Annotated in this window: 9 protein-coding genes and 1 riboswitch; all 9 genes read left to right on the top strand. The window is 39.5% G+C overall.

Translation table 11 applies throughout. The annotated features are described in order from the left end of the window. Positions 1-71: 71 nt before the first annotated feature. The 9 genes from argJ (at position 72) to V7137_RS06315 (ending at position 12,866) form a co-directional block, all read left to right on the top strand. The gene (gene argJ / locus V7137_RS06355) at positions 72-1,301 is read left to right on the top strand and encodes a bifunctional ornithine acetyltransferase/N-acetylglutamate synthase (RefSeq protein ID WP_335697291.1); all 1,230 of its coding nucleotides are present in this window, start codon (positions 72-74) and stop codon (positions 1,299-1,301) included. A 14-nt stretch (positions 1,302-1,315) separates the two neighbouring features. Next, positions 1,316-2,077 carry an acetylglutamate kinase gene (argB, locus tag V7137_RS06350; protein ID WP_335697290.1) on the top strand — a complete coding sequence of 254 codons (762 nt, stop codon included), beginning with the start codon at positions 1,316-1,318 and terminating at the stop codon, positions 2,075-2,077. Next, a complete protein-coding gene (locus V7137_RS06345) occupies positions 2,077-3,276 on the top strand; it encodes an acetylornithine transaminase (protein WP_335697289.1) in 1,200 nt (399 codons plus the stop codon). Before argB ends, V7137_RS06345 begins: the two co-directional genes overlap by 1 nt. Before the next feature lie 5 nt (positions 3,277-3,281). Continuing rightward, a complete protein-coding gene (locus V7137_RS06340; RefSeq protein ID WP_335697300.1) occupies positions 3,282-4,358 on the top strand; it encodes a carbamoyl phosphate synthase small subunit in 1,077 nt (358 codons plus the stop codon). Continuing rightward, positions 4,345-7,569, top strand: coding sequence for a carbamoyl-phosphate synthase (glutamine-hydrolyzing) large subunit (gene carB / locus V7137_RS06335; protein ID WP_335697288.1), 3,225 nt, complete (start codon positions 4,345-4,347; stop codon positions 7,567-7,569). The genes V7137_RS06340 and carB overlap by 14 nt, the downstream gene beginning before the upstream one ends. Continuing rightward, positions 7,562-8,539 (top strand): ornithine carbamoyltransferase, encoded by a 978-nt coding sequence (gene argF, locus V7137_RS06330; RefSeq protein ID WP_420490098.1) that lies wholly within the window; start codon positions 7,562-7,564, stop codon positions 8,537-8,539. The genes carB and argF overlap by 8 nt, the downstream gene beginning before the upstream one ends. Before the next feature lie 85 nt (positions 8,540-8,624). Then, entirely contained in the window at positions 8,625-9,836 is a 1,212-nt protein-coding gene (locus V7137_RS06325) for an argininosuccinate synthase (protein ID WP_335697286.1), read from the top strand. A 61-nt stretch (positions 9,837-9,897) separates the two neighbouring features. Then, a complete protein-coding gene (argH, locus tag V7137_RS06320; protein ID WP_335697284.1) occupies positions 9,898-11,274 on the top strand; it encodes an argininosuccinate lyase in 1,377 nt (458 codons plus the stop codon). A 167-nt stretch (positions 11,275-11,441) separates the two neighbouring features. Beyond that, positions 11,442-11,550, top strand: a riboswitch (SAM riboswitch). Positions 11,551-11,627: 77 nt separating this feature from the next. Next, positions 11,628-12,866, top strand: coding sequence for a homoserine dehydrogenase (locus V7137_RS06315; protein WP_335697283.1), 1,239 nt, complete (start codon positions 11,628-11,630; stop codon positions 12,864-12,866). Positions 12,867-13,085: the final 219 nt, after the last annotated feature.

The raw sequence follows: 13,085 nt of genomic DNA, 5'->3' as shown, positions 1-13,085 counted from the left end.
ACGAAAAACAACAATCTATGCGAAAATAGCCTTTATAAATGAACGAAGAAGAACCAAAGGGGGAAATGAAAATGACACAGGCTACATCTACGAATGAGATCGTTATTATAGAAGAAGGTAGTGTTACCTTGCCGAAGGGTTACAAAGCGGGCGGATTACATTGTGGTATTAAAAGAAAACGACTTGATCTGGGATATATCGTTTCAGAAGTTCCTGCTACAGCTGCAGGAGTCTATACAACCAACATCTTCCAAGCAGCCCCACTATTAGTTACACAAGAAAGTATTGCAAAAGAAAACAAGATGCAAGCAATTATCGTGAATTCTGGCAATGCCAATGCATGTACAGGAGAACAGGGATTACTCGATGCATTCGCCATGCAGAAGAGTTTTGCAAACGAACTGGGATTCGAAGAACATCTTGTTGCGGTTACTTCAACCGGCGTCATCGGAGAACTTTTACCGATGGATAAAGTTCTAACCGGGATAAAACAAATCCTAAATAAAGAAAATCAAGATGAAAATAATTTTAAAAAGGCGATCCTTACAACTGATACTTGTGTCAAACATACAGCAGTGCAAATGACGATCGATGGAAAGACTGTTTCCATTGGCGGAGCATCAAAAGGATCAGGAATGATTCACCCGAACATGGCGACAATGCTAGGATTTGTAACAACAGATGCAAATATTGCACATAGTGATCTGCTTGGAGCACTTCGAGAGGTAACGAATCAAACGTTTAATATGATAACAGTGGATGGCGATACAAGTACAAATGACATGGTTCTCGTTATGGCAAATGGTTTAGCGGAGAATAATCAACTAACAAAAGACCACCCAGAATGGCAAATGTTCAAACAAGGGTTAAAAATCGTTTGTGAATCACTTGCTAAAAAAATTGCAAGAGACGGTGAAGGAGCTACAAAACTAGTAGAAGTTCAAGTTAATGGCGCCTACAGTCAAAATGCAGCAAGTGCAGTCGGCAAAGCCATTATTTCTTCCAACCTAGTTAAAACAGCAATTTATGGAACGGATCCGAACTGGGGGCGAATTGTTACTGCTATCGGTTATAGCGGTGTACCTGTTGAACCTAATGCAATTAAGGTAGCTATTGGACCTTTCACAGTATTTGAGAATGGTCTGCCAAGTAACTTTATAGAAGAAGAAGTAAAGGAATACTTAGAATTGGAAAATGTCAAATTGAGTGTTGAATTAAACCAAGGTGAATACAGCGCTACAGCCTGGGGATGCGATTTAACTTACGATTATGTGAAAATTAACGCATCCTACCGCACGTAAGGGAGGACAAGAAAATGAAATATATAGTCATTAAGTGCGGCGGAAGTGTGTTAGATAATCTCCCAAGGTCCTTTTATGAAGATATTGTTTCACTTCATGAATCAGGCGAATGGACTCCAATCATCGTTCATGGAGGAGGCCCACTGATTACATCATTATTAAAAAATCTAAACGTTGAAACCACCTTTGTGAATGGTCTTAGAGTAACCAATCACGAAGTATTAGACATAGTAGAAATGGTATTAAGCGGTTCCGTCAACAAANNTTTTGGGGTAAGTGGGGTAGATGGGTGCCTATTACAAGCTGAACCAACCCAAAATGCGGATACATTAGGCTTCGTTGGTGAAGTAATTGATGTCAACCACGAAGTTATCGAGGGAATCATTTCCCAAGGAAATGTTCCGGTAATTTCTCCAGTCGGGATCGATGCAGGCGGGCAGCGATATAACATTAATGGTGATATAGCTGCCTCAGCGATTGCAAAAGCATTGGGGGCGAATCTTTGCTTTATCAGTGATATTCCTGGAATCTTAGTTGAAAAAAATGGTTTCAAGACAAAACTTGATAAAGTCTCAAAGGCGACAATCGAGGAACTGATAAAAAATAAGACTATTTATGGGGGAATGATTCCTAAAGTAAAAGCCGCTATTGACGGTCTTGTCCATAAAATACCCGAAGTAGGTATCATTAATGGGTCTGAAAAAAGCAGCTTAATAGATTATACGAATGGTAAATTGATCGGAACTAAAATTGTCTTAGAAGAGGGGATCGCGTAATGTCAATCAATAATTCCATCTCACTAACATCGCCAGTGATGGCAACATATACTCGCTTCCCTATCACAGTTGTTAAAGGGAAGGGTAGCTACGTGTGGGATGAACAGGGAACACAATATCTTGATTTCACTTCCGGTATAGCGACCTGTAACCTAGGGCATGTTCCGGATGTCGTAAAAGAAAAACTAGAAGAGCAATTACAGAATCTGTGGCACTGTTCAAACCTTTATAATATACCAAATCAACAGCAGTTAGCGGCACTTCTTACAGCTAATAGCTGTGGAGATCAAGTATTCTTTTGTAATAGCGGGGCGGAAGCCAATGAGGCAGCGATTAAGTTAGCAAGAAGATATGCTAACAAAGTAAAGGGCAAAGAAGCACCTGAAATTGTCACCTTTCAACAATCCTTTCATGGAAGAACATTAGCAACCCTATCAGCTACAGGACAAGAAAAAATCCAGCAAGGATTTTTTCCATTAGTTTCCGGGTTTAGTTATCTGCCCTTTAATGATGAAGAAGCTCTTGAACTGCTCTATACTATTGAGCCTGCTGCAGTCCTCCTTGAACTCGTTCAAGGCGAAGGTGGCGTCATTCCGGCAAATCAAGACTGGGTAAAAAAGTTAGCGAAAATTTGTAATGAAAGAGACATTCTCCTGATGGTTGACGAAATCCAAACAGGGATTGGCAGGACAGGAACCCTCTTTGCATATGAACAGTTCGCGATTGAGCCCGATGTCATTAGCATTGCCAAAGGTCTTGGTTCAGGTTTTCCGATTGGTGCGATTATCGCAAAAGAAGAAGCAGCCAAAGGTTTTGACCCAGGCAGCCACGGCAGTACTTTTGGAGGAAACCCTTTAGCTACAGCAGCTGGAGTCGCAACTGTTACACATATAAATGACACGAACATATTACCACATGCTAATGAAATGGCATTGTACTTAGATAAAAAACTGCAAGTCCTGAAGGAAAAGTGTTCATTTATAACAGATATCCGCGGACTCGGACTCTTAAAAGGAATCGTTGTTGAAACGAATGCATTAGAAATTGTTCAAAAAGCTATCGCCAATAATCTTCTTATCTTAACGGCAGGTCCAAATGTTGTGAGGATTTTACCTCCGTTAACTGTAACAGCTGACGAAATCAATGAATTTATTAAAGCATTGGAAAATACTTTCCAAAGTATTGAGAAAGGCGAGTGAGTATTTTGCAGAATGGATACCTTACTTTGGAAACGGGCGAAGTCTTTGAAGGAGTCCTAATTGGAGCAGAAAAAGATTCTCTCGGGGAAGTAGTTTTTAATACTAGCATGACCGGGTATCAAGAGATTATCACTGATCCATCGTACGCTGGCCAAATCATTACGTTTTGCTATCCAATCATCGGAAATTATGGGATTAATGCAATCGATAATGAAAGTATCACACCAGCTTTATCAGGGGTCATCATCGGTGATTTATGTGAAACACCCAGCCATTATCAATCCATCAATAAATTTTCTGAAAAACTAAAGCAGGCAGGAATTCCTGGGATTGCGGGAATAGATACTCGACTTTTAGTAAAGACCATTCGAAGCCGCGGGACAGTAAAGGGCTATTTAAGTAAGACAAAACATAACGAACCTTTAGGAACGGAAATCGGATCATTTTGGGTAGAGAAAGTATCAACAAAAAAAATCCAATCTTTTAAAAACAATGGACCACATGTGGTACTAATGGATTTTGGATATAAAAAATCGATTCTCAACGCCCTGCTAGATGAGGATTGCGCCGTTACCATTGTTCCATACAATACACCTTTTGAAAAAATCAAAGCGTTGAATCCAGATGGTGTCCTGTTCAGTAACGGCCCTGGGGACCCGATGGAATTGAAAAAATGGTTCCCAGAAATAAAAAAGATCAGCCAAAACTATCCTTCGCTGGGCATTTGTCTGGGGCATCAATTAATCGCATTAGCATATGGAGCGAAAACAACGAAATTAGCGTATGGACATCGCGGCGGCAACCATCCGGTAAAGGAATTATTAACTGGAAAAGTCAAAATCACCGCACAGAACCATGGCTATGTTGTTGTAGATGAGAGCATCGACAATAACGTGTTTGATGTCACTTACCGAAATGTAAATGATCGTTCGATTGAAGGGTTAAAGCATAAAAACTTTTCAATTCAAACCGTACAATTCCATCCGGAAGCCCATCCAGGGCCAAGCGATACAGAATATATCTTAAAAAATTTCGTAAGTCAGATAGCATCAATGGGAGAGACAGTGTATGCCATTAAATAAAACCTTAAAAAAAGTACTAGTGATTGGATCAGGTCCCATTGTCATTGGGCAGGCAGCAGAATTTGACTATGCTGGCACACAGGCATGTATAGCCTTGAAAGAAGAAGGAATTGAAGTTGTTTTAATTAATAATAATCCGGCTACCATCATGACGGATGAAGCAGTTGCCGACAAGGTATATATTGAACCACTTAATGTTGAAACCATAGAAAAAATCATCCAGAAAGAAAAACCGGATGGGATTATTGGCACGCTTGGCGGCCAAACGGGTTTGAATTTAACGGTGGAACTTTTTGAACAAAATATTTTAGCGAAATACAACGTGGAATTATTAGGAACATCTGTCGAATCGATTAAAAATGGTGAGGATAGAGAAAAGTTCCGCAGTTTGATGCTTAAAATTGGAGAACCCATTCCTGAGTCTGCTATTATTCACAGCTTTGAGGAAGGGGTATCCTTCGTTAAAGAAATTGGATTTCCAGTCATTATTCGCCCTGCCTATACGCTTGGAGGGGATGGCGGCGGTTTTGCTTATAATGAAGAAGAATTTGAAACGGTGTTAAAAAAAGGCTTAGCGGCAAGTCCTATTCATCAAGTATTAGTAGAAAGAAGTATTAAGGGCTGGAAAGAAATTGAATATGAGGTTATGAGAGATGCAAATGATACGTGCATCATTGTTTGTAATATGGAAAATATGGACCCAGTTGGTGTTCATACAGGTGATTCAATTGTCGTCGCTCCATCGCAAACCTTAACAGATGTTCAGTATCAAATGCTTCGTGATTCTTCCATTAAAGTAATTAAAGAATTAAAGATTATCGGAGGCTGTAACATCCAGTTTGCACTTCATCCAACATCTAATCAGTATTACATTATCGAAGTAAATCCAAGGGTAAGCCGTTCTTCGGCGCTCGCTTCTAAAGCAACTGGCTATCCAATTGCTCGGATGGCAGCGAAATGTGCGATTGGGTATCATTTGGATGAGATTGTGAATCCAATAACAGGTAATACGTTTGCATCATTTGAGCCGGCGATTGATTATATTGTGGTGAAACTGCCTCGCTTTCCTTTTGACAAATTTCCTGAAGCAGATCGTACCTTAGGAACGCAAATGAAGGCTACTGGGGAAGTAATGGCGATTGATCGGACCTTCGAAGGGGCTTTAAACAAAGCGATTCGTTCCATGGAAATGAATGTTTATGGGCTCTGCCTCCAGGGAAATAAATTTGTAGAAGAAAAGACCTTGCTTGAACTTCTTAAACAGGCCAATGACCAACGGTTGTTCATCATTGCGGAATCATTTAGAAGAGGAATCGGCCTTGATAAAGTTCAACAATTAACCGAGATTGATCCATGGTTTTTGCACAAAATTAGTTCAATCGTTACATTAGAAATGGAATTAGCGTCCTATAAATGGAGAGATGTACCGGTTTCCTTGCTTAAAGATGCAAAAAGAAATAATATCGCTGATAAGTTTCTAGCGCAAATATATGAAATTCCTGAAAAAGAAGTAAGAGCTAAGTGGAAAGAACTCAATTGGAAACCAGGCTATAAGATGGTTGATACTTGTTCAGCAGAATTTGACGCGGTCACACCTTACTATTACTCTACCTGGCACGGGTTTGACGAGGTTGAGGTTAGCAGTAAGAAAAAGATTCTTGTCATTGGCTCAGGTCCGATTCGGATTGGCCAAGGAATTGAATTTGATTACTGCTCTGTCCACGCTGCAAAAGCGATTAAGAAAAAGGGCTACGAGGCTGTCGTTATTAATAATAATCCTGAGACCGTTAGTACCGATTATTCTGTTGCAGATCGTCTCTATTTTGAACCACTCGCTGTAGAAGATGTACTTCATGTCATAGAAAAAGAAAAGGTCGAAGGCGTATTGATCCAGTTTGGCGGACAAACGGCAATTAATATAGCACATGCATTAGAAGAAGAGGGTGTAAAAATCTTGGGCACGACCGTGGAGAATGTCGATCGACTAGAAGATCGAAAAGAATTCTATCAACTTCTAGAAGATTTAAATATTCCACATATTGAAGGGCAAACAGTGACACACCCCGAGGAACTGAAAAAAGCAGCAGCTGGGTTAGGCTATCCAGTTTTAGTGAGACCATCCTATGTTATTGGCGGTCAATCCATGTTTACGATTTTTTCAGAAACGGAATTGAATCAATATATTGCGCAGCTCGAGAAAAATTCACAAGCTACGATGTGGCCTTTATTAGTAGACAAATATTTACCTGGACTTGAATGCGAGATTGATGCCATTTGTGACGGGGAAAATATTGTCGTACCGGGAATTTTTGAACATATTGAAAAAGCAGGAGTTCATTCTGGCGACAGTATCTCGGTGTTCCCGCCGCTTTCACTGTCAGAAAAAGTTAAAGAATTATTAATTGATTACGCAGGGAAAATCGCTAACTCAGCACCAGTGATTGGAATCATGAACATTCAATTTGTCATCTATCAAGACCAGGTTAATGTACTTGAAGTCAATCCTCGTTCATCGCGAACTGTTCCTATCATGAGTAAGGTGACGGGCATACCGATGATTGAATGGGCGACTCGAGTGCAATTAGGAGAAACGCTCTCCGACCTATGTTCAACAAAGGGACTAATGGATGAACCTGATTATTTTTCAGTTAAATCACCAGTGTTTTCTTCAAGTAAACTTAAAGGTGTAGACCATGTACTCGGACCTGAGATGAAATCAACGGGTGAAGCACTTGGAATGGGAGTAACCTATCAAGAGGCACTTGAAAAATCGATTCCATCTCTGGGCGGGCAAACAGATGAAAATTATCTTTTTTGTTCCATCGCCGATCGAGAAAAGCAAGCATCCCTTCCTATCATGCAAGAACTTGGAAAACATTACAGGATTGTTGCAACAAAAGGGACGGCTGACTATTTTCAACGTAATGGAATTCATGTTGAAAAAGTAATTAAGGACGATGATGAGGTCATTACACTTTTCCGAAACCAAACCATGAAGGCGGTTATCAATATACCGAATCAAGGTCGTAATAAAATAAAATTTGGGTTCCAGATACGTGAACATGCCGTGCGATACAAGGTACCAGTATTTACACACTTAGATACCATTGAAGCAATAATCGACCTTGAAAAAGGGAAGCGATCCGATTTTGAGGTAAGATCTGTGAATGAATATTACAAGATTGAAGAGAGAGGTGCCGTTCATGGGTGAGGCTATTAATTTATTTGAAATCAGTAATAAAAACGTGATGAAACTGACAGGAAAGGATTTCATACAGCTTTCCGATTTCAGTCCGGATCAAATCCTCTATCTTCTAAACGAAGCGGTAGAGATGAAGAAACTCCAAAAGCAAGGCAAACCTCATCCATATTTAGCCGGAAAGGTTTTAGGGATGATTTTTGAAAAGTCCTCTACACGTACCAGGGTATCATTTGAAGTAGGAATGTTGCAGCTCGGCGGCCATGCGATATTCTTAAGTTCAAAAGATATCCAATTAGGAAGAGGAGAAAGTATATCAGATACTGCAAAAGTGTTGTCACGTTATGTGGATGGCTTAATGATTCGAACTTTTTCACATGACTCAGTGGAGGAATTAGCTGAACATGCAACTGTACCTGTCATAAATGGGTTAACCGACCTTCAACATCCCACACAAGTGTTAGCAGACCTGCTAACAATCCTTGAACATAAAGGAAAATTGGCTGGCTTAAAGCTATGCTATATCGGTGATGGGAATAACAATATGGCGCATTCATTAATGGAGGGCGCTATGAAAGTGGGAATGGATATTAGCATTGCTAGTCCACCCGGATATTTGCCAAATGGTAAGATAACCGAAAATGCCATCAAAGTTGGAAAACAAACTGGATGTTCACTGATGATTACAAATGATCCGCAAGAAGCGGTTAAAGGCGCAGATGTCATTGTAACAGATGTCTGGACCAGTATGGGGCAGGAAGAAGAAAGCGAAAAGAGATTGAAGGCATTCCAAGGTTTCCAAGTAAATGAAGAACTGTGCAAATTAGCGAAGGAGAATTATATCTTTTTGCATTGTTTGCCAGCCCATCGAGGCGAAGAAGTAACAGCAGAGGTCATTGATGGTCCACATTCAGTCGTCTTTGATGAAGCTGAGAACCGCCTGCATGCTCAAAAAGCAATTTTAAAACTTTTACTAGAATAATAGTTTCATTTTCTATGAGATTTGTTGTATAATAATTCTATCGGTTGGATAAAAATACACAGATAGTAAGAGGAGAATAATTATCATGACAAAAGAAAAAATCGTTTTAGCCTACTCAGGCGGTTTAGATACATCAGTATCAGTAAAATGGATTCAGGAAAAATATGGCTATGATGTAATTGCTTTGGGTCTAGATGTCGGCGAAGGAAAAGACTTAGAAGCAATTAAAAATAAAGCACTGAATGTTGGAGCTATTAAGGCCTATATGATCGATGCAAAAGAATTATTAGCGAAGGAATATATTCTACCTGCCTTAAAAGCTAATTGCTTATATGAAGGAAAATACCCATTATCTTCAGCTCTTTCTCGCCCGTTAATTTCAAAATTATTAGTAGAGGTAGCTGAAAAAGAGGGAGCTACTGCTGTAGCTCATGGCTGTACAGGTAAAGGAAATGACCAGGTCCGTTTTGAAGTTTCTATTCAAGCATTAAACCCAAGTTTAAAGGTCGTTGCCCCTGTTCGTGAATGGGGAATGACACGTGACGAAGAAATCAAATATGCTGAGGAAAACGGCATTCCAATCCCAGTTGATTTAGATAATCCATTTTCGATTGATGCAAACATCTGGGGCCGTGCTTGTGAGGCGGGAGTGCTCGAAGATCCATGGGCGGAGGCACCAGAAGCAGCCTTCGATTGGACGAATCCGATTGAGTTAACTCCTGATGCGGCTGAATATGTTGAAATCGAGTTTGAACAGGGTGTACCGGTTGCTCTTAACGGTGAAAAACTTCCGCTAGTTCAATTAATTGAAACTCTAAATGAGCTTGGCGGCAAACACGGTGTTGGCCGTATTGATCATATCGAAAATAGATTAGTAGGGATTAAATCTCGTGAAGTCTACGAAAATCCTGCTGCACTCATTTTAATCAATGCCCATAAAGAATTAGAGTTTTTAACCTTAACTCGCGAGGTTACTCAATTTAAGACACAGGTTGAACAGCAAATGGCTAAGATCATTTACGAAGGCCTTTGGTATTCTCCTATCAAACCAGCACTTGATGCATTTATTAATGAAACTCAAAAGAATGTTTCCGGAACAATTCGTGTTAAGCTTCATAAAGGGAACCATACTGTTGTTGGCAGAAAGTCTCCATACAGCCTTTACAATGAAGAACTAGCAACCTATTCTAAAGGCGATGCGTTTGATCATAATGCCGCTGTAGGATTTATCAAGATTTGGGGTTTGCCAACAAAAGTTTATTCAGAAGTAAATAAAAAGGAAACTATTTTGAAATAATTCGGATTGCCCTCGAGTCCTTTTCGAGGGCTCTCTTGTTAGGGTAAAGGAGGAGCACTATATGTCGAAGTTATGGGGCGGCCGTTTTACAAAAGAAACCAATAAGCTAGTTGAGGAATTTACAGCCTCAATTTCTTTTGATCAAAAGCTAGCTAAGGAGGATATCGCTGGAAGTCTCGCCCATGTGCAAATGCTAGGTGAGTGCGGCATCATTCCAATGGAGGATGCCCAAAAAATTAAGGATGGCCTTCTCTCCATAAAAAAGCTGGTTGAAAATAATCAGGTCGAATTTTTAGTAGAAGATGAAGATATTCATATGAATATTGAAAAGCTATTAATTGAAAAAATCGGTCCTGTGGGTGGTAAACTTCATACCGGGCGAAGCCGTAATGATCAAGTAGCCACCGACATGCATCTGTATTTAAGAACAAAAACGACGGAGCTTATTAAATTAATAGAAGATGTTCAACAGGCATTAATCGAGCAGGCGAAGGAGAATGTCCAAACCTTAATTCCTGGATATACACATTTGCAGAGGGCCCAACCTGTATCCTTTGCCCATCATTTAATGGCTTATTTTTGGATGTTTGAACGTGATAAGGAGAGATTGATTGATAGTTTGAAGCGCATCAATTGGCTCCCGCTTGGTTCAGGGGCATTGGCAGGTACTACTTTTCCAATTAACCGTGAACGTGTCGCTGAATTGTTGGGGTTTGAAACGGTTTATCCCAACAGTATGGATGCTGTCAGTGATCGCGACTTTATTCTTGAATTTTTATCAATAGGGTCCATTATCATGACCCATATTTCCAGATTATCGGAAGAACTTGTGATTTGGTCAAGCCAGGAGTTTCAATTCGTTGAGTTAGACGATTCGTTTTGCACAGGTTCAAGTATTATGCCGCAAAAGAAAAATCCAGATGTACCTGAGCTACTCCGTGGAAAAACAGGTCGGACATATGGTAATTTAATCGGCTTGTTAACCGTCCTTAAAGGCTTACCTCTCGCTTATAACAAGGATCTACAAGAAGACAAAGAAGGTATGTTTGATACCGTAGAAACGCTTGAAGGTTCGTTAATGTTATTAGCGCCAATGATTGAAACCATGACTGTTAATAAAGATGTCATGCGTAAGGCGATTAATAATGATTTTTCTAATGCCACAGATATTGCCGATTACTTGGTGCGAAAAGGTCTTCCCTTCCGTGATGCTCATGAAGTGATCGGAAAAATTGTTTTATATGCAATCCAGAATAACAAATTTTTGCTCGATTTGAGTTTCGAAGAATATAAAGGCTTTAGTCCTTTATTCGAGGAAGATATTTATGTGGTATTAGCTCCAGAACATGTGGTTAGTGTCCGAAACAGCTTCGGGGGAACGGCTCCTGAGCAAGTCGAGAAGCAAATCAAGCTAGCTGAGGGAAAACTAGAGCGATAAAGATGAAATTCTAGAAGCCTGCCATTTGGCAGGCTTTTACGTATAAGGGAGAAATATCCCTATTGCCTTTGTAATAAAAAGAAATTTCAAATAATATTGACAACTACAAAGGATTCAACTAGAATTCTTTTTATAACTTAGAAATTGAATGAAAAATTTAAATAAAACTCTTATCCAGAGCGGCGGAGGGACTAGGCCCGATGAAGCCCGGCAACCATCAAGGTAAATCTTGAAAAGGTGCTAATTCCTGCAGGTTATTTACCTGACAGATAAGAGGAGGAAACTAACCCTCTTCTTATGAAGAGGGTTTTTTATATTTTGTCATGTCTAATACTATTGAAGGGTGGATCTACATGTCTGTGATTAAAGTGGCAATTCTGGGTTTTGGAACAGTCGGAGAAGGAGTTTATAAAACGATTCAATCGCATGCGGAAGAGCTTAAGGGTGTGTTAGGGAGAAAGGTCGAGGTTGCAGCCGTACTAATTAGAAATAAGCAGAAAAAGAGAAAGATTGATGAGGATGTTTTGGTCACTTCAGATTTCAATGAAATTTTAAGCCTTCCACAACTTGATGTTATCGTCGAAGCAATCGTCAATAAAGAACCCACCTTTACATTTTTAAAACAAGCCATTCAAAGAGGATGCCACATAATTACAGCTAATAAAGAGATGTTTGCACACCACGGGAAAGAGCTGATCGCGTTAGCAGAGCATCATAATGTTTCGATAGGTTACGAAGCGACAGTTGCGGGTGGTGTACCTGTAATTCAAACCTTAAGGCAGTTATTAAATGTTAACCGTGTTCGTCACATCCAAGGAATTCTAAACGGGACATCAAATTTCATCTTAACGGAAATGCGTGAGAAAAAGCAGTCCTTTGCTGACGCCTTAAGTTTAGCACAAGCGAAGGGATTTGCTGAAGCAGATCCAACCAACGATGTGGAGGGATTTGATGCTTTTTATAAAACATTAATACTTAGCAGAATTGCTTTTGGAGAGGAACCAACATGGGAAGATGTCGAACGGGAAGGGATTACATCGATTACAAGTGAATTAATTGAAGCAACTGAAAAACTTGGATTAAGGTTTAAACATGTTGCGAGTATTAGTAGGCTAGATGGTCAAATTAACGCAGCGGTTAGACCAGCCCTTGTTGGAAAATCTCATCCTTTTTTTTCTATTGAAGGCGTAGAAAATGCAGTAAATGTTCAAACGGATATTGTGGGTAGTATTACTTTACAAGGACCAGGTGCTGGAATGTTTCCAACTGCAAGTGCAGCTATCGAAGATTTAGTCTATGTCTGTCAAAAAAAGCCAACAAATAAGAATTTCACAAAAACGCCAGACATTCATTTAGGAGATAAAAAAGAGAATCTAGATGAATTATGGTTAATTCAAGGTCTCACAACGGATTATAAAAACCCTCTGATAACATTGATTGCTCAATCAAGTGATGAGACAGCAATTATCCGGACAACTATGGAAGTAATTAAACAGTTAATTAGTGAACAGAACGTAAGGTGTTGCTTTGAAATTTTGGGGGAGTATGAAATAGAAAGCAATAATAAAGAAGTAACATTAGCTGCCATCTAGGTTAAAAGATGTAATAAGCAATTTTATCGTAAAAAAAGAGCAGGAGCTCTTTTTTTTTTGAATTTCTATTCTCTTAAATGGAGGGATTCAACAAATAGCTAAAAAAAGTAAACAAAGCAACTAATAACTGGGGATAAGTCTAGTCAAAATCAAATGATAATCATATTGTGTAAAAGCTCAACCAAATGGACTAGTTATTCATAAAGGCTATTTTCGCAT

It is taken from the genome of Neobacillus drentensis (assembly GCF_036962765.1).
Taxonomy (GTDB): Bacteria; Bacillota; Bacilli; order Bacillales; family Cytobacillaceae; genus Neobacillus; species Neobacillus drentensis_C.
Note: the sequence above shows the minus strand (reverse complement) of the source record. Positions and strands in the feature narration are given on the sequence as shown.

Excerpts from the sequence above, each read along its gene's own strand:
- argJ (WP_335697291.1), top strand. The coding sequence starts at position 72 with ATGACACAGGCTACATCTACGAATGAGATCGTTATTATAGAAGAAGGT.
- V7137_RS06345 (WP_335697289.1), top strand. The coding sequence starts at position 2,077 with ATGTCAATCAATAATTCCATCTCACTAACATCGCCAGTGATGGCAACA.
- carB (WP_335697288.1), top strand. The coding sequence starts at position 4,345 with ATGCCATTAAATAAAACCTTAAAAAAAGTACTAGTGATTGGATCAGGT.
- argF (WP_420490098.1), top strand. The coding sequence starts at position 7,562 with ATGGGTGAGGCTATTAATTTATTTGAAATCAGTAATAAAAACGTGATG.
- V7137_RS06325 (WP_335697286.1), top strand. The coding sequence starts at position 8,625 with ATGACAAAAGAAAAAATCGTTTTAGCCTACTCAGGCGGTTTAGATACA.
- argH (WP_335697284.1), top strand. The coding sequence starts at position 9,898 with ATGTCGAAGTTATGGGGCGGCCGTTTTACAAAAGAAACCAATAAGCTA.
- V7137_RS06315 (WP_335697283.1), top strand. The coding sequence starts at position 11,628 with ATGTCTGTGATTAAAGTGGCAATTCTGGGTTTTGGAACAGTCGGAGAA.